Annotated in this window: 16 protein-coding genes and 2 tRNA genes; 7 read left to right on the plus strand and 11 right to left on the minus strand. The window is 49.3% G+C overall.

Going from position 1 to position 18,147, the window contains the following annotated elements; translation table 11 throughout:
* Positions 1 to 28: 28 nt before the first annotated feature.
* The 4 genes from ABXT40_RS05575 to ABXT40_RS05590 form a co-directional block, all read right to left on the minus strand.
* Positions 29 to 2,686: a valine--tRNA ligase gene (locus ABXT40_RS05575; protein ID WP_443646838.1), complete on the minus strand. Its 2,658-nt coding sequence runs from the start codon at positions 2,684 to 2,686 to the stop codon at positions 29 to 31.
* Between the two features lie 102 nt (positions 2,687 to 2,788).
* Positions 2,789 to 3,292 (minus strand): hypothetical protein, encoded by a 504-nt coding sequence (locus ABXT40_RS05580; protein WP_443646839.1) that lies wholly within the window; start codon positions 3,290 to 3,292, stop codon positions 2,789 to 2,791.
* 27 nt (positions 3,293 to 3,319) lie between these two features.
* Positions 3,320 to 4,699, minus strand: coding sequence for a TolC family protein (locus ABXT40_RS05585; protein ID WP_443646840.1), 1,380 nt, complete (start codon positions 4,697 to 4,699; stop codon positions 3,320 to 3,322).
* Between the two features lie 18 nt (positions 4,700 to 4,717).
* A complete protein-coding gene (locus ABXT40_RS05590; protein ID WP_443646841.1) occupies positions 4,718 to 5,383 on the minus strand; it encodes a protein-L-isoaspartate O-methyltransferase family protein in 666 nt (221 codons plus the stop codon).
* Positions 5,384 to 6,110: 727 nt separating this feature from the next.
* On the opposite strand from ABXT40_RS05590, the gene ABXT40_RS05595 reads away from it, so the two are divergent.
* The 7 genes from ABXT40_RS05595 (at position 6,111) to ABXT40_RS05625 (ending at position 12,214) form a co-directional block, all read left to right on the plus strand.
* A tRNA-Cys gene (locus ABXT40_RS05595) sits at positions 6,111 to 6,184 on the plus strand.
* A gap of 141 nt (positions 6,185 to 6,325) precedes the next feature.
* Positions 6,326 to 7,240, plus strand: coding sequence for a DMT family transporter (locus ABXT40_RS05600; protein ID WP_443646842.1), 915 nt, complete (start codon positions 6,326 to 6,328; stop codon positions 7,238 to 7,240).
* A gap of 128 nt (positions 7,241 to 7,368) precedes the next feature.
* Complete coding sequence (locus ABXT40_RS05605; protein ID WP_443646843.1) at positions 7,369 to 7,875, plus strand: flavin reductase family protein; 507 nt, start codon at positions 7,369 to 7,371, stop codon at positions 7,873 to 7,875.
* Between the two features lie 45 nt (positions 7,876 to 7,920).
* Positions 7,921 to 10,212 (plus strand): selenide, water dikinase SelD, encoded by a 2,292-nt coding sequence (gene selD / locus ABXT40_RS05610; RefSeq protein WP_443646844.1) that lies wholly within the window; start codon positions 7,921 to 7,923, stop codon positions 10,210 to 10,212.
* A 63-nt stretch (positions 10,213 to 10,275) separates the two neighbouring features.
* Complete coding sequence (gene mnmH, locus ABXT40_RS05615) at positions 10,276 to 11,349, plus strand: tRNA 2-selenouridine(34) synthase MnmH (protein ID WP_443646845.1); 1,074 nt, start codon at positions 10,276 to 10,278, stop codon at positions 11,347 to 11,349.
* A gap of 122 nt (positions 11,350 to 11,471) precedes the next feature.
* Positions 11,472 to 11,546, plus strand: a tRNA-Asn gene (locus ABXT40_RS05620).
* A gap of 203 nt (positions 11,547 to 11,749) precedes the next feature.
* Complete coding sequence (locus ABXT40_RS05625) at positions 11,750 to 12,214, plus strand: hypothetical protein (protein WP_443646846.1); 465 nt, start codon at positions 11,750 to 11,752, stop codon at positions 12,212 to 12,214.
* A gap of 311 nt (positions 12,215 to 12,525) precedes the next feature.
* Here ABXT40_RS05625 and hisIE read toward each other — a convergent pair whose 3' ends face one another.
* Genes hisIE through ABXT40_RS05660 form a run of 7 tightly spaced genes read right to left on the minus strand, consistent with a single transcriptional unit; the run spans position 12,526 to position 18,101 of the window.
* On the minus strand, positions 12,526 to 13,164 hold the full coding sequence (gene hisIE, locus ABXT40_RS05630) for a bifunctional phosphoribosyl-AMP cyclohydrolase/phosphoribosyl-ATP diphosphatase HisIE (RefSeq protein ID WP_443646847.1): 639 nt from the start codon (positions 13,162 to 13,164) through the stop codon (positions 12,526 to 12,528).
* A 2-nt stretch (positions 13,165 to 13,166) separates the two neighbouring features.
* A complete protein-coding gene (hisF, locus tag ABXT40_RS05635; protein WP_443646848.1) occupies positions 13,167 to 13,934 on the minus strand; it encodes an imidazole glycerol phosphate synthase subunit HisF in 768 nt (255 codons plus the stop codon).
* Positions 13,928 to 14,650, minus strand: a complete 723-nt coding sequence (hisA, locus tag ABXT40_RS05640; protein ID WP_443646968.1) for a 1-(5-phosphoribosyl)-5-[(5-phosphoribosylamino)methylideneamino]imidazole-4-carboxamide isomerase — start codon at positions 14,648 to 14,650, stop codon at positions 13,928 to 13,930. Before hisA ends, hisF begins: the two co-directional genes overlap by 7 nt.
* Entirely contained in the window at positions 14,650 to 15,243 is a 594-nt protein-coding gene (gene hisH, locus ABXT40_RS05645; RefSeq protein ID WP_443646849.1) for an imidazole glycerol phosphate synthase subunit HisH, read from the minus strand. The genes hisA and hisH overlap by 1 nt, the downstream gene beginning before the upstream one ends.
* Entirely contained in the window at positions 15,240 to 16,916 is a 1,677-nt protein-coding gene (hisC, locus tag ABXT40_RS05650; RefSeq protein WP_443646850.1) for a histidinol-phosphate transaminase, read from the minus strand. The genes hisH and hisC overlap by 4 nt, the downstream gene beginning before the upstream one ends.
* A gap of 4 nt (positions 16,917 to 16,920) precedes the next feature.
* A complete protein-coding gene (gene hisG / locus ABXT40_RS05655) occupies positions 16,921 to 17,811 on the minus strand; it encodes an ATP phosphoribosyltransferase (protein WP_443646851.1) in 891 nt (296 codons plus the stop codon).
* Positions 17,808 to 18,101: a YerC/YecD family TrpR-related protein gene (locus tag ABXT40_RS05660; protein WP_443646852.1), complete on the minus strand. Its 294-nt coding sequence runs from the start codon at positions 18,099 to 18,101 to the stop codon at positions 17,808 to 17,810. The genes hisG and ABXT40_RS05660 overlap by 4 nt, the downstream gene beginning before the upstream one ends.
* Positions 18,102 to 18,147 lie beyond the last annotated feature (46 nt).

Genomic DNA, 18,147 nt, shown 5'->3' on the forward strand with positions numbered 1-18,147 from the left:
AGGACCCGATCAAATGGCTGTCTTTGGCCTAACCAAGCCGTTTCAACGCAGCGGTTAGGCCATCTAGGCGTGTATTTTCCTCGTCAAGACGGCGGCGGTTTTCATCCACGACATCTTCGGGGGCTTTGGCAATAAAGCCCGGATTATTGAGCTTTCTTGAAATTTTTTCAATTTCGGCGGTAACGCCTCCAATTTCCTTATTGAGGCGCGCTGCCTCGGCGGTCAAATCCAGAATATCGGCAAGCGGAAGACCAATTTCCATGCCATCAACACTGCCGCGTGCGCTGCCTTTGGCAAAGCTGTCGACAGGGGCAATGCCGTCAAGCCGCGCCAAACGTAACAGGGCGGCCTGCTGGTTGTCGATCGCGCGTTGCTGAAGGTCGGTTATCCCGCGCAAATGCAAGGTCGGTTTGGCCGATAAAGGAACATTCATTTCAGCGCGAATATAGCGGATTTCGGTGATAAGTTGGATCAAGAAACGCAATTCAATAACCGCACTTCCCTCATCTGCTGTCACCGGCTCAGGCCAGCTTGCGGCAATCAACAGATCATCGCTTGCAAAAATTTCACGGTTCAGTTCCTCGGTCAGGAACGGCATGAACGGGTGAAGCAGGCGCAAAGTGCCTTCTAAAATGGTGCTGGCAGTGGCGCGCGTTTCAGCTGCGGCATCGACATCATCATCGTTCAGGCTTGGTTTGATAAGCTCAACATACCAATTGCAGTAGGAATTCCAGATAAAGTGATAAAGCGCGTCAGCAGCTTCATTAAACCGGTAAAGTTCGATCGCCTTGGTGGTTTTTTCAATCGCATCACTATATTCAGATACGATCCATTTATTGATTGGCTCTTTTACATTCGACAGGTCGATTGCCGCCGATCTGGTGCAGCAATTCATCTGCAAAAAGCGGCAGGCATTCCAGATTTTGGTGGTGAAGTTGCGGTAGCCCTCAAGCCGTGTTGTCGACATTTTGATGTCACGGCCTTGCGCTGCCATCGCCGCCAAAGTGAAACGCAAAGAATCAGCGCCATATTGATCGATAAGTTCCAAAGGATTGAGAACATTGCCTTTGGATTTCGACATTTTTTGGCCTTTTTCATCGCGAACCAGCGCATGAATATAGACCTCACGGAACGGCACTCCGCCATCCATGAAATGCATGCCCATCATCATCATGCGGGCAACCCAGAAAAAGATAATATCAAAACCGGTTACTAGAACATCGCCTGGATAATAGCGTTTTAATTCAGCCGTGTTATCTGGCCAGCCAAGCGTTGAAAACGGCCATAACCCGCTTGAAAACCATGTGTCCAAAACATCATTATCGCGGGTCAGTTCAACCGCCTTGCCATAATGTTTGGTTGCCGAAGCCAAAGCGTCATCTTTATTCGCTTCGACAAAAACCTGCCCGTCTGGCCCATACCATGCTGGGATCCGGTGACCCCACCAAAGCTGGCGCGAAATACACCAAGGCTGGATATTGCGCATCCATTCAAAATAGGTCTTGTTCCAACGCTCTGGCACAAATTTGGTGCGCCCTTCCTCAACGGCTTTGATCGCTGGTTGCGCCAGCTTTTCGGCATTCACATACCACTGATCCATCAGCCATGGTTCGATCACAACGCCGGAACGGTCACCATGCGGCACCACATTGTCGAGGATTTCTTCTCGAACCAACATCCCCTCAGCCTCAAGATCTGCCAAAATCAGACGCCGCGCATCATACCGGTCAAGCCCTTGATATTTTGTCGGAATTTCTGGAATCGATTCCATCGCGGCGGTTGCGGTCATCAGATTGATTAACGGCAAATCATGCCGGCGGCCAACCTCAAAATCGTTGAAATCATGCGCTGGTGTGATTTTCACCGCGCCTGAGCCCTTATCCATTTTGGCATATTCATCAGCAATGATTGGGATTGGCCGGTTTGATAATGGCAGAATGGCCATTTTGCCAATCAGATGCTGATAGCGCTCGTCTTCGGGATTAACCGCAACAGCGCCATCGCCGAGCATTGTTTCGGGACGTGTTGTGGCGATAGAAATATATTCGTTTTCAGTGCCTTTAATGCGATACCTAATGTGCCACATTGAACTTTTCTGTTCAATCTGTTCAACCTCAAGGTCGGAAATTGCCGTCATTAGCTTTGGATCCCAATTCACCAAACGCTTGTCACGGTAAATCAGCCCTTCACGATGCATTTGCACAAAGGTTTTGATCACCGCCGCCGACAGCCCGTCATCCATGGTAAAACGTTCGCGCTGCCAGTCAGCCGACGCCCCGAGGCGGCGAAGTTGTTTATGGATCATGCCGCCAGATTCGGCCTTCCATTCCCAAATTTTTTCAATAAAACCCTCCCGCCCAAGATCACGGCGGTTAATGTTCTTTTCGGCAAGTTGACGTTCAACAACCATTTGCGTTGCAATGCCAGCATGATCGGTTCCCGGCTGCCATAAGGCATCACGTCCAGCCATGCGATGATAGCGGATCAGCAAATCTTGCAAAGTGAAAGTCAGCGCATGCCCCATGTGCAGGCTGCCAGTCACATTTGGCGGCGGCATCATAATGGTATAAGGCGTTGCCGATGATTCAGGCGTACAGGCGAAATGACCGCTATCTAGCCATGTTTCATACCAGTTTGCTTCAATGGATTTCGGATCGTAGGTTTTGGCTAAAGTTGGCTCGGTCATGGTTCCAGATTGGTCATTATTAGTGGTTGGACGATAAAATATCAGGCATGCCCAACAATCGTCATATTAAAAGGTCTTTGCCATCAACGTCTGATGACAGGTTTATTCCGGTTTATCGACTGGTTTTGTACGACTTTGTGGGGTGGCTTGCAACGCATCTTCAACCAAATTAGCCATATTCTCGTTAAGCCAATGATCAATCCTGGCATAAAGCTGTTGGCGAAGACTGGATTTCAGGTCATCATGCGGTTGTGAAGATGGCGGATTTTGGTTTGATTGAATGGTTTCACTGCTCGGCGTTGGCTGCGGTGATTGTTGCGGCGATGCCGGTGTTTTAGCGGATTTTTCAGCCTGATCTGACCGGTCAATATTTTGCCAATACACTTTAGAAGGCACCACGCTTGGATTCATCACACCTTCGCTAAGGTCGATGATATCCGAAAGATTGCCAACATTATCACCATTTCGAAGGTGACGGGGCAAAGAAACGATTGCGGCAAATGATAGGTCAGGCGAGCGCCATACCACATTTTCAAGCGGGATCAATTTGCGCGAAGACGACGACGCATTATGCGGTGCGGCTTTGACCCATACGGTTCCAATCATTACAGATAGGCAGCTGAAAATGCCCATCTAGTCGGTGATCGGTTTGCGACCAAATGGGAATGAGTCATAGAACGGCGATGGTGTCTGCGGCATATCGGACAATTGCCCCAAAACATCGCCAAGCCCCATCTGTTCGGCGGTTAGGCTGCCTATCGCTGCTTTAAGGCGAAAGGCGGCAAGAAGCTGGTTATGTTCAGCCGAAACAAGACTTAATTCAGCGTCATTGACATCTTTTTCGGCATCAAGCAGGTCAAGCGTGGTCTTTTGACCGAATTGCGCTTCGCTCGCGATTCCTTTGGCGACAAGGCGAAATGCCTCAATCTCGCTCGTGACCGCATCAACACGAATGCCGGTTGATTGCCAATTGCGAAAGGCTTCGCGTGCAGCAACTTCGGTTTTTCGCGTTGCCTCGACACGGTTCAATTTTGCTTGTTTGGAACTGGCGGCGATCCGGCGCGATGTTGAACTGGTGGCATTGGTTGATATGAGCGGAGATGAAAACACCATTTGCGCGGCAACTTCATCGCGGTCGAGTGTTGTGCCCGTTCCGGCTTTTGTATTGGCAGAAAGGCTAAAGGCCAAAGTCGGGCGAACCGCGGCTTGTAATGTGTTGAAGGCCTGATTGGCAGCGCGTTCAGCTGCAATCGCGGCCAAAATATCAGGATGGGCTTCTTGCGCTTTTGTTTCGGCATCAAGAAGATTAATTGGCAAATTACCCGTGACTGACGGTTCGATGAAGTCGCTTGCATCTTTGCCCGTTAGTGACCGAAAGCTGTCTTCGGCATTGGTCAATCTTGTTTCGGCAAGGATTGAGTCTGATTGGGCGCGGGCATATCTGGCGCGGGCTTCAGCCAGCCTTGTTGGTGTGGCAGCGCCTGCATCAACTCGAATTTTGGCTGCATTTACATGCGCCTCAAGCCGGGTAAGATTACGGGCGTGCAGCTTGACCTCACGTCCTGCCTTCAAAACATTAAGATAGGCTTCGATCGTGCCAAGAATAACCCCCTGCTCGGTTTTGGCGTAGATTGCTGACGCTTGCTGAAGATTGATTTCGGCAAGACGCGTATTTTCTTTGGTTTGACCACCATCATAAAGGTTTTTTGACAAGGTCACGCCAGTTGATACATATTGCGATTTGGTAAAGCCTTGACCAGCGTTGCTGTCTATTTGACCAACCGAACCTGTGGCGTTTAACCGCGCTGTTAGATCAGTGGTTGATGTGTTCGTGCCAATGGCTTCACGCGTTGCAAGCCAGCTTTGCCGTGCCGCAGCAATCGCTGAAGAATTTTCCAGACTGGCGCGCAGCGCCTCGTCAAGTGATATGGCTAATGCTGGTGATGAAGTTATCCCGATGCACCCCATGAGAACCGCTGCTCTGACGGTGCGGTGAATTTTCAGCATAAACATGTCGTTTTTACCAATCACTTAAAAGGTGAATTCTGGTTTTTTGTTAAATTCATCCAGATTTGGAACGCAGGCATCAAAGAGTGATTTACGGGTGAAATCTTTTCCTGACCGTGTCCATAGGCTGGCAACGCCAACCGGCGCGCCATGTGGCCGGTAAACCGCTGCCAAGCGTCCCTTTGGCGCCAATTGTTGTAGCAGTGATTCGGGCATTGCTTCAACGCCGCCCTCAACCAAAATTTGGTCATAAGGACCTTCATCTGCATAGCCGTCAACAAGCCGCGATTTGACGACAGCAGCATTGTCAATGCCATGTGCAACAAGGATTTCCTGAGCTTTTTCGACTGTTTGCGCGCGGGTTTCAACCGCAATGACCGATCCGGCCAAATGCGCGATGATGGCGCTGCCGTAGCCGCTGGCCGCTCCAACAACAAGAACATTGTCGCCAGTACGAATTTCAAGCGCCTGAACAAGCCGTGCCAGAACCATGGGTTCCATCAGATTGCGCCCGTTTGACAGCGGAAGGTCTTCGTCGATGTAGGCAACAGCTTGCTGATGTTTGCTAACAAAAGCTTCGCGCGGAACCGTCAAAAACGCATCAAGAACATTCTGATCAGTGACCTTTGACGGACGAATTTGGCAATCCACCATCGTTTTGCGGGCAATTTCAAACGGGCTTTGGTTCATGTGTGGTTACTCTTTTTATTTTTGATAGGCCATGCGGTTTCGGCAACGTTCTAATTGTGAAACTCTGCGCTCATCATTTCTTATAATCCTAGAACGACAGCTATTCAAGCTGACAATATTCACGATGTTTGCCGACATCAATTTGAGATCGGTGGGTAAGTGAAACCGCGGGGTCAGATGACTGCCCGCCCCAATCAACATAATGACCGCAAATACTCTCAATCTGGGTGCCTCTGCATAAATGAAGATTATCCATCACGGTAAACCATAACCCGTGTCCTGGCCCACCATAAGCGGCGATACGCGTGTTTTTCGCGGGTTGCCATGGCTGGCAATTTTTATGTCCGTTTTGGTTATAGCAATCAGCTCGCCCCTCAAGGCCGAGGGAAAAATTCGTTTAGGGGAATTTTTGGCTATTATTTGGCCAGACATTGGCTTTGCGCCTAAAGGCCGCAATGTCAAAAACTCTCGAATAGAGGGGGTTCGCTTTTTCAGATTCCACCATGCCAACTTGAACTTTGAGATTGGCTGGTTCGCTCGGCTTGGCTAATTTGCTTGTCACGATACTCTATCTCGCATTTGGTGAGTGCTAATAGACGCCCTGAAATTGTTAGCATTAACTTTTACATTAGAGGTTTCTAATTTCATGAGGAATTGCGTGACACAGTCGGTTTAGATCGTTGACCTTATCAAAATCATCGTATATCACCGGCAAATAGCTTCTTGCGGCCCGGTGGCAGAGTGGTTATGCAGCGGTTTGCAAAACCGTGTACATCGGTTCAATTCCGGTCCGGGCCTCCATCATTACATCTTGTGAACGCGTTTCCATTTGCTTATTACGGCATTTGTTAGGCACCCTTGCAGCACGTCAAATCGGTAAAAACCGGTGACCGTTGTGAATGGCGCAATGTGCTTGCGCTTTTTGGCTGAATTGGAGACGTTATGTCACGGACAATGGCAAATTTTCTGATGTGTTGCGCTGCGCTTTTTTGGGGCGCGACCTTCATTGCACAAAAGACCGGCATGGAAACTATCGGGCCGATGGGCTTTACCTTTGGCCGTTATGTCATTGGCGCGGCAATATTATTGCCGCTTGCCATTTTTGAAATGAAAAAGGTCAATCTGTTTACCGCCATGCGCCAGAACCGGCAAATATGCCTTGGGGCACTTGGGCTTGGTGTTTTCATGTTTGGCGGGATCGGGCTTCAGCAAACCGCACTTGTTTATACTAATGTTGCCAATGCGGCGTTTTTAACCGCGCTTTATGTGCCTTTGGTGCCGTTGATTGCCGCTTTGTTTTTACGCCGTCACGTTGCGCTAAATATTTGGCCGGCTGTTGTCATTTCCTTGCTTGGCAGTTTTATGCTGTCGGGGACATCAAGTCTTGAAGCGCAATTTGGCGATTTATTGATTGTTGGCGGGGCCTTTTTCTGGGCGGCTCATATTTTGCTTATCCAAAAAATAATGACACAGATTAATGCGCCGTTTCAGCTTTCGGCGTTGCAATCGATTGTGACAGCCGTGATTGCAGGGATCATCATGCTGCCACTTGAATCACCGTCGCCTGGTGATTTTGTGCCGATGCTGCCCCAGCTTGCCTTTGCCGGTATTGTCGCGGTGGGACTGGGTTTCACCATTCAACTTGTGGCGCAGCGCCATACAACGGCACCGGCAGCCGCGTTGATTCTGTCGCTTGAATCGGTCTTTGCCGCCTTTTTTGGCTGGTGGTTGCTTGGTGAAGGGCTTGTTTTTATGGCTATTATTGGTTGTGTTCTGATTTTTATCGCGGTGATCCTTGCCGAAGTGGTGTCGGAACGCCAGATAAAGACAATTGTAAAAATCTTTCACAAGCCGTGATGACGGCACTAGCCCGACCGTGCTAGACCTATAAAAACCTAGGATAATTATGCTGTGCTTGAATTCTGATGTTTTGAAATTGCCAGCATAGACAAGATCAATTGATCATTTTCTTTTTCGAGGCGTTCATGACAAACTCTGCCATCTCTGATGACCAACCTGTTGCAAGTGCTGCCTTGCGTGCTGTCATGGGCCAATATTTGACTGGCGTAACCATTGTAACGGTTACCGGCCCTGATAACATTCCTTATGGATTGACGGTAAATTCCTTCAATTCGGTATCTTTGACACCGCCATTGATTTTATGGTCACTTGATAACAGGAATGATAAATTATCATTGTTTCAAAGCTGTCCTGGCTTTGCGGTCAATATCATGGCGGCTGACCAGCTTGGTATTTGTCAGACATTTGCTGCGGCTGAAAATGATCGTTTTGCCAAATCTGCTTGGCATTTTGGCAGCTATGGACAGCCACTTTTGGCCAATTCACTTGCCAGTCTGGAATGTCGGCCATGGGCCGAATATGATGGCGGTGATCATACGATTTTTGTTGGTGAGGTTATGTCAATTACTGAGGCTGATGGCAATGCAGCTGCCTTTTTCAAAGGGAAACTTGGCCAATATGGCGATCAATAACGGCAAACACCAAGCGCACCCCATCGGGTCAAAGGCAAATTGCTGATGAAACGTGAACCCCCAATTCTGGCCGATCTGGTTTTTCTTGGTGGTGGCCATGCCCAAATTGCGGCAATCAAAAGCTTTGCGATGAATCCAGTTCCCGGATTGCGCCTCACGATTGTCACCGCAAATATCCGTACCCCCTATTCCGGCATGCTTCCCGCCTATGTTGAGGGCGTCTGGGATGATGATGATCTTCACGTTGATCTGGCGCATCTCGCCCAATTTGCCGGCGCGCGCCTGATCATTGCGCCTTGTACCGGCATTGATGCGGATGGGCATAAATTGCTGTTTGATGATCGGCCACCGCTGCATTTCGATATCTTGTCGATCAATATTGGTGGCCAGCCCGACCTTGGTGCTATCAAAGGCGCGGCTGATCACGTGATTCCGGTTAAACCAATCGCCGAATTTCAAAAAGCCTTTGATGATCTTCTTGCCGCTGGCTTACCAAAAAAGCTTGCCGTTATTGGCGGTGGTGCGGCGGGATGTGAATTGGTCTTGGCGCTCAACAAACGTTGGCGCGATCATGGAGCGTCACCGGAATTGACGCTCTATAGCCGGTCAACAAGGCTGATGCCGCAAATGGCTCTGCGTGCCAGTCATTTGATGTTTGGTGCGCTTCTTGATGCCGGGATAAAGCTTCAGCTTGGCCGCGCCGTTGATAAGATTGACGCTGGTACAATCCGGTTTGGTGACAATACCAGTGAAGCGTTTGACGCTTGTTTTCTGGTCTCGGCCGTGCGCCCACCGCGCTGGCTAAGCACAACCGGCCTAGCGCTGGATGATCAAGGATTTATTGCTGTTCACCCAACGCTTCAATCAAAAAGCCATGACAATATCTTTGCCGCAGGCGATGTTGCCACAATCAGCGGCAGCCCGCGGCCAAGGGCGGGTGTCTTTGCGGTTCGCGCCGGGCCTGTTCTGGCCAAAAACCTTCGCAAATATCTGCATGGTCATTCGTTGAAACGTTGGTCGGCGCAAAGGCGCTATCTTGCGATTATTGGCACGGCAGATAATGGAGCCATTGCGTCTTGGGGGCAATTTGGCGTTAAGGCTAATGGGCTTTTAGCCCTCAAATACTGGATTGATCGCCGGTTCATGGCTAAATATCAGCAATTGACCATGCCAACCCCGCCAGCGCCCCAGCCTTTTGCCGGTCTTGATGCCGGTCTTGGTTCGGGCCCTGACGGTGGTTCAACTCAGAGTCACCGTGACCCTGTTTTTGCAACAATGCGCTGTCTTGGTTGCGCCGCCAAGGCCAGCCATAACGTTTTGGCAGATGCGCTTGAAGATGCGGTTGGTCTGGCTGTCTCAAATGGGGCTGACCCAGCCTTAATGCCTGAGGCGGGCATTGAAACTGACGCGGCGATCATGGCGTTGCCACCAGCCGGTCATCAACTCGTTCAATCGGTCGATGTTCTATCTGAAATTGTTTCAGATCCCTTTATGCTTGGGCGTATTGCCGCGGTTCATGCGCTAAGCGATCTTTACGCCGCCCTAGCCACCCCCACATCGGCCTTGGCCATTATCAATCTTCCCGAGGCTAATCTATCAATCCAAACCAACCAATTAACGCAGATTCTAGCTGGCGGGCTATTTGCGCTTAGCGAGGCCGGTGTAAAGCTCACTGGCGGCCATACAAGCGAAGGCGGCGCTCTATCGGTTGGGTTTTCGGTCACTGGTCATAGCAAGAAAAAGCGGCCAGCCACGTCTGTGACTGCTGGTTCCGGCTATGATCTTGTTCTTGTTCTCACCAAACCGCTTGGTACTGGCGTGATTATGGCAGGCCATATGCAGCTTGTTGCCGAGGCGCAATGGGTCGATGCCGCGATCCGGCAGATGGCCGTGTCAAACCAGCAAGCGGCAAAGCATTTTTTGAAAAAAGGGGTTTTGGGTGCCACCGACATTACTGGTTTTGGTCTGGCACGCCATGCGCAGAATTTAAGCCTTCGCCTTGGTGCCAGCGGTTGCCGCCTTGATCTGTCATCACTGCCATTGCTTAATGGCGCTTTGGCGCTGTTATCGTCGGGCATAAAATCAAGCTTGCATGATCAGAACCGCGCCGCCGTGCAAATTGACACAAGCGGGTTGAGAGGTGATTCGAGCGCGCAGATTGATTCCCATATTGAAACGTTGTTTGACCCGCAAACCAGTGGTGGCTTACTTGGCGTGTTTCCCCGGGGTGCCGCTAACCAGCTTGTTGTAAACCTGCATAAAGATGGGCAGATGGCCGCCATCATTGGCACGCTTGATTTTACCAATGCCGGTGTTCATCTAACCGGAAATATGTAAAAACATCATGATGACAGCAAATTTACCAAAAATGGGAATTTACACCGCAATAGGTGCCGCAGAATGGCGCAGCAAATGACGGCACCAATCACCCGCATTGCGCCTGATTTTGCTTTGCTCAAGAAAACCGGATTTGACAACATTATTGATGTGCGCTCGGCATCCGAATTTCTGGATGACCATATGCCAGGGGCGATTAATCTGCCGGTTTTGGATGATGCGCAGCGCGCCGAAATTGGCACAATCTACAAGCAAATCAATCCATTTGAGGCAAAACGGTCAGGTGCGGCGTTGGTGGCGCAGAACATAGCTGTTCATCTTCAAACCGATCTTGCCAAAAAAGATCGGGATTGGCGGCCGTTGATCTATTGCTGGCGTGGCGGCCAGCGAAGCGGCGCGATGGCAAAGATATTTAGCGATATCGGTTGGCATAGCGCCGTGATTGAAGGTGGGTACAAATCCTATCGGAAGGCGGTTCTTGATGATCTTGATCATCTGCCTGCTAAATTTCGACTGATCGTTTTATCCGGGCCAACCGGTACGGCAAAAACCCATATTTTGCGTGCGGCGGCTCAAAATGGTCTACAGGTGCTTGATCTCGAAGGTCTGGCAAACCATCGAGGCTCGCTTCTTGGCAGTGAACCCGGATCACCGCAACCCGCCCAGCGTTTGTTTGAATCGCGTCTATGCGCCGCTTTGCAGAATTTCAGCCCTGACCGGCCTGTCTTTATCGAGGCTGAGAGTAATAAAATCGGGCAAATCCATGTTCCCTCGGCACTGTGGGCATCAATGCGACAGGCAAGCCGCGTGAGCCTAACCGCCCCAATTGACGCCCGCACTGCTTTTTTACAGCGTGATTATCGCCATATCATCGAACAGCCTGAACATCTTATCAAATTGCTGGAAGGGCTTCGCCAGCGTTACAGCACCGCCACATTTGATGTATGGGAATCGGCAATCAAGGCAGGCGACTGGCGCGGCTTTGTTCACAATCTTCTGGAAACGCATTATGACCCCGCTTATGCGCGATCAAGCGCGTCGCGCCCTTTGATCGAGATACAAACGCTTCGCGCAACTACACTTGATGACAATGATATTGGGCGGCTTGCGAAGGCTCTTGGCGCTCTTGATCGGTAATACCCACGCGCAAAGCCGGTTTCACAAGCTGGATTTCCATTTTTGTTGGCAATGAGTGATTTTGCTTGAAAACGGGCTTGCATATCAATTTTTGTTCTATATAACGCTTGGCAGGGCACTATTCCCCGGTAGCTCAGCGGTAGAGCAAGCGACTGTTAATCGCTTGGCCGGCGGTTCGAATCCGTCCCGGGGAGCCAATTATTTTATTGAAATCAAAACATTAAGAAAATTTAGGCTGGAGGTTGATTAATTGCCCTCAGTAAATAATAGTGTGTTTTGAAGGACAAGAGTTATTGATTGCGTGAAACCGCAACGACAGGACGTTGCCATTCGTTTTATTGGCGTGTGAATTAGTTCGACCTCAGCAATTAATCATTTCTATTTCAAGGATTAAAAAATAATGCCGGCTGGTCTCGTTAACCTAATGTGTCAAATGCTGCTGGCGTTAGTTTTGCTGGCTGGGTGTCGGCCTGTTTATTACGGCGCAATTTCCATAGCAGAATTTGAAGATGGAGAAAAACACTCATTATTGGGTAAAGATTATAGACGGGTTATAGCCCAACTTGGAGAGCCAACGGATATCATCTTTGACAAATATGAGCCGATGACGTGGATCTACGAGGTTGATGAGGCGAGCTCAAACCCTTTGCATATTTTACCAGCCCTAACAATAGGAATGCCAGTTACACGAAAAATATTGATGATTGAGTTTGATCACAATCAGCGTGTCGTTGGCTCTGATTTTGAAAAATCAAAAACTCTTATAATGGGTTTGATTGGGCGCTTTAATCAACACACGAGAAAAATTGAAGCTAAAAACAGGGTGAAACGTGTACTCAATCACCTTAAATTGAAAAGGTCATGAACTCGCTATAAAAACATTTAATTACCTGTTGAAGCCATTCAGCTTTTAAACAGCAAAAGTTGAGCAAGCACAACAACAAGCGATGTGATTGAAAAAATGTTATTTATAGTCTCATGAATATTCTTTGACTAATAGCCTACTCTCTAATGTAAAGTTTAATAAATCGGCTGCCGTGAGCTTAAGATGACAGGCTTTCTGTTTGTCAATCGTTGCGGCAGTGATTAGCATTTGGTTTAGTTCAATCAGTCGGATGCATCACATCAAGCATTGATCCAAATAGCTTGGCACTGACCCGAGTGCTGCAAAAGATATTAGGCATTAAAGGGGGATATACGCCTTTGTGTATGGCGGTTTTGCAGTACGCTGATGGCATCGGCTAGGCTTAGTCCGGCATCTTCAAGAAGAACAATCATGTGAAACAGCAAATCGGCGGCTTCATTCGCCATTTCTTCGCTGTCACCCTTCATCCGCGCCAAGGCCAACTCGACGCCCTCTTCGCCAACTTTTTGTGCGATGCGCGCCTTGCCTTCGGAAAATAGGCTTGTCGTATAGCTGCCTTCAGGCATCGTTTTTCGGCGTTCGGCAATCAGCGTGACTAGCTGATCAAGAAAACTGATATTACTTGGCTTCTGATCATTAAAACAGGTCACGCTGCCAGTGTGGCAAGACGGACCTTGCGGGCGGGCTTGAATCAAAAGCGTGTCAGCGTCACAATCCATTTCGCCGCTAATGTAATCAAGCCAATTGCCTGATGTTTCGCCCTTGGTCCAAAGCCGGTTTTTCGACCGACTGAAAAAGGTCACTTTTTTGCTGCTGATCGTTTGCGCCAAGGCTGCACGATCCATATAGGCAAGCATCAGAACCTGGCCGTTATCACTGTTTTGAACGATGGCAGGCACTAACCCGTCGCCTTTATCCCAGTTAATTTTATCAAGATTAATATCTGGCATGGCTAAACTCGTACTTCGATTGATTTAGATTTCAGATAGGCTTTTAATGTCGGGATTGGAATTTTTCCGCTGTGAAAAACCGATGCTGCCAAGGCTCCATCAATATCACTATGCCGGAATAGATCGGCAAAATGCACATAATCGCCTGCCCCGCCTGATGCGATAACAGGCACCGTGACAGCAGCCTGAACCGCAGCAAGTTGGTCGATATCATAGCCTTGGCGAACGCCATCATTATTCATGCAGTTCAGCACGATTTCGCCAGCACCAAGACGGGTGACTTCACGCGCCCAAGACACGGTATCACGCTTTGATTTAATGGTTTTGGCTTCATCGCCAGTATATTGATAAACATGCAATTTATCGCCTTCACGGCGGCTATCAATGCCGGCAACAACACATTGGGTGCCGAATGTCGCGGCAAGTTCGGAGATAAATTCAGGTCGTTCCAAAGCAGGTGAATTCACCGAAATTTTATCCGCGCCATCATTCAAAATTGCCTTGGCATCAGCAATGGTGCGAATGCCGCCAGCAACGCAAAACGGAATATTGATCCGCCGGGCAATCTGATTAACCCAGCTTTTATCGACAACACGGCCATCGCTGCTGGCAGTTATGTCATAAAAAACCAGCTCGTCGACGCCTTCATCGGCATAACGTTGGCTAAGCTCAAGAATATCGCCCATATCGACATGATTGCGAAATTGAACGCCTTTGACAACACGGCCATCTTTGACATCAAGACAAGCGATAATCCGTTTGGTTAGCATGCGACCGCCTCCAACGCCTGTGCAACGGTAAAGCGCCCCTCATATAATGCTTTGCCAATGATCACGCCATCGGCGGTCAATCCGTCAAGATCGGCAAGCATGCTAACCCCGCCAGAGGCTTGCAATTGCAGTTTCGGATATGTCTGTTTCACCTCTTGATACAGATCACGGTTACAGCCGGTTAAGGTGCCGTCGCGATCAATATCGGTACAAAGCGCGTGCAAAAGCCCATCTTGCTGATAGGTTTCGATAAAATCGAAAAGTGACAAGCGGCTTGCTTCTTGCCATCCAGATACCGCAATATAAAATCCGCCATTTTGCCATATCACATCGGCCGCAAGACAGATTTTTTCTGGCCCAAAGGCTTGGAAAATTGCTTTGGTTGCTTCAGAGTCACGAACCGCAAGACTGCCAATGACAATTCGGCTTGCGCCAGCATCAACCAAGGCCTGAACATCGGCAAATGAGCGAATACCGCCGCCTGTTTGAACCTTTAGGCCGGTGCTGCTGATGATTTTGGCAATCAGATAAATCTGGCGGTTATCCGGGTTTTTGGCACCATCAAGATCAACCAGGTGAAGCCATGTTGCGCCGGCATCAGCATAGGATTGCGCAACCGAAACTGGATCATCGCCATATGTCGTCAATTGGTCAAAATTACCTTTATGCAACCTCACAACAGCACCGCCAATAAGGTCAATCGCTGGATAAATGATCATGATGGCATCTCCAGAAAATTACGTAGAATTTGCGCGCCAACCGGCCCCGATCTTTCGGGATGAAACTGACAGCCCATAAAATTATTTTCGGCAACAATCGCGGTGAAATCATCACCATAGTTTGTTGCGGCAATTGTTTGTGCTGTTACAGGAGCAAAATAGCTATGCACGAAATAGACATGCGCCCCCTCGTCAACCCCAGCCAATAACGGGTGGTCTTGCTGTTTTGCCAGCCGGTTCCAACCCATATGCGGCACAGACCTGCCTTGCGTGGGGGCAAAGGTTTCGCAATCAGCATCAAAAATGCCTAAAAGCGGAGTATTGCCCTCGGGCGAAACTGCAAATAATAGCTGCATACCAAGGCAAATGCCCATCACTGGCTGGGTCAAACCGCGGATGCAGTCAATCAGCTCATATTCAGCTAGATTTTGCATGGCGATCGGAGCGGCACCAACCCCGGGAAGCAAAACTTTGTCGGCAGATTGAATCATTTTGACATCTTTGGTCAAAACCGATTCCGCCCCAAGCCGTTCCAAGGCAAATTGAACCGAGGCTATATTGGCACCGCCGCTATCAATGATGGCAATCATAGCGTTCCCTTTGTGCTTGGCATTTCAGTGCCCTCAATGCGAATGGCTTGACGGAAGGCGCGGCCAAACCCTTTGAAACAAGCCTCGACCATGTGATGCGTATTTTCACCCGTTACCGCGATGTGAAGATTGGCCTGCATATGCTCGGCAAGCGAATAAAATACATGTGGCACCATATCGCATGGCAAATCACCAACATGGCTTTCGGGGAAATCAGCCTTGAAATCGAGGTAAAACCGACCACCAAAATCAAGCGCCACCTGAACCAGTGATTCATCCATTGGCAGGAAAAATCCATATCGGCCAATGCCGCGTTTGTCGCCAAGCGCACCGCGAATAGCCTGTCCAAGCGCAATCGCGCAATCCTCAACCGAATGATGCGGATCAATATGCAGATCACCATCACATTCAAGCTCAAGTGAAAAACCGCCATGTTTGGCAATCTGATCCAGCATGTGATCATAAAAGCCAACACCTGTATTGATTTTAATCGGCGCTGTTTTATCAAGATTAACGGTGACTGAAATGGCAGTTTCGCTGGTCTTGCGCGTCACGCTAAAGCGGCGTTGAGCTGGAAGCGCGGGTGGGTTTTCTCCCGCCAGCACCGACAGCAATTGCTGCATCTCCTCGGCACTGCCAATGGCAATACGAACCGCATTTTCAAGCCCGGGTTGATGTGATTGATCACGAAGGATAATGCCTGATTTTCGAGCTTTTTCGCATAGGTCTGCGGCATCACGAACCAGCAAAAGCAGGTAATTGGCATCTGATGGCAGAACCGATTGAACATCGTCAAGTTTGGCAAATTCTTTAGCATAGCCATTGCGGCGCGTCACGATATCGGCGCGTTTTTCAGCAAGTTTGGCCGTATTTTCCGGTTTGAGAATGGTCAGGGCTGCCTGCATAACGGGCGCTGCCAGCGGATAAGGTGCCAAGACTTTTTGCAAAAGGCTGGTCACGTCACCGCGTGCCACCGCCGCCCCGCATCGCAAGCCCGCCGCGGCATGTGATTTAGACAATGTCCGCAAAACCACCAGATTGGCAAATTGATCAAGCTTGGCGATCGAACTTGGTTGATCGCTAAATTCGATATAGGTCTCATCAACAATAATAAGTGCGGTATCAGCATAGGTTTCGCATAGCTTTTGAATCGCGCCAGCATCCATAATATTGGCTGTTGGATTGTTCGGCGAACAGACAAAAATCATTTTGGTATTGGCATCAACCGCTTTCTCAATGGCGGCAAGATCCAGCCCGAAATTGCTGTCCAGCATTGCCGAACGCGCCGCCACCCCTTGCAACATGGCCGATTGCGCATACATGGCGAATGTTGGCGGGCAAATGACCACATTATCAACCGCCGGAATGCAAAAGGCGCGCATCAGGCAATCAATCGCCTCATCCGCGCCGCGGGTGATTGTTAGATTACGCGATGACACATCAAGCCAGCGACAAAAAGAATCGACAAGCTGGGCTGGCTGCTGGGTTGGATAGCGCGACAAACCACTGGCACCAACAAAAGGCTCAAAGGCGCATTCATTGGCGTCTAGAAAAACTGTCTCACTGCCGGGTAACTGTAGCGACCGCGCCGAAACATAACCCGCCATTGCCAGAATTTCAGGGCGCGCACGTTGACAGATCGCTGTCATGTCAGATGATGAAGATGAAGCCATGGCTTTAATCCAGCATTTTTTCGATGGGAACAACAAGAATTGAATTGGCACCGTTGGCTTTCAGATCTTCCATCGTGTCCCAAAATACGCCTTCTTCGCAAACCGCATGAACGGCAACCATATCATCACGCCCCTGAAGCGGCATAACGGTTGGTGATTGCGAACCGGGCAAAACGGCCTTGATTGCCTCCAGACTATCAATTGGGCTGTTCAGCATAATATAGCGGCTGTTTTCAGCGCGCAAAACCGCTTTGATGCGTGATGTCACCTTTTCCGCTAAAGCAGCAATTTCAGGATCATCAATCTGGTTGGTAACCAGAACCGCCTGTGATTGCAAAATAATATCTTTTTCCACAAGCCCGTTTGACACAAGCGTGCTGCCAGTCGAGACAAGATCGCAAATCACATCGGCAAGATGCGTTCTTGGCGCAACCTCGACCGCGCCTTCCATCGTGACGATATCAGCATCAATTTTATGATCAGCAAGATATTGTGCCAGCAAGCCCTTGTAAGATGTTGCGATGACCTTGCCATTTAACGAGTCGATTGATTGATAATCAAAATCATGCGGTACGGCGATCGATAGGCGGCATCTGCCATAGCCAAGCGGTAATAGCTGGCGAAGCCCGGCAAATTTGCCATTGCCAAGTGCCTGTTTTTCAAGAAGGCCGTTCTCGCCAAGAATGCCAAGCTGGCAAACATCCGTTGCCAGAAAAGCCGGAATATCGTCATCACGAACCAAAAAGATATCAAGCGGGAAATTTTGTGCACGACATAAAAGCTGATCACGGCTTTTCGCCAGCGAAATGCCGCATTTTTCCAACAATTGAATCGACATATCGGCAAGCCTGCCAGATTTCTGGATGGCTATTTTAAGCCGCTTTTCTTCCCTCATAACTTACCCTGTCTTTGCATGATTGATTTATAGCCATCAAATCCATTATTCAAAAACCGTGCGACGCGAACGATGGTCGCCGTGCTGACATTGGTTTCTTCGGCAATTCTGCGGTACGGCACTTTTTTCACCAGCATTTGTGCAACGCGCCAACGGTCAACCAGCCCTTCAAGCTCGGCTGGCGTGCAAAGATCATAAAAGAAATTGCGCGCTTCACTTGGGCTGTCCAACGCCAGAATAGCGTCGAAAAGATCGTCTTCATGCGTTGTGTCTATCTGGTCACGTTTCAAAGGCCATTTACCTCTTTTGCAGTCCCGTTACAATGTGGTAGCGGTT

The organism is Candidatus Ponderosibacter sp. Uisw_141_02 (genome assembly GCF_048087665.1).
GTDB lineage: Bacteria > Pseudomonadota > Alphaproteobacteria > Puniceispirillales > Puniceispirillaceae > UBA3439.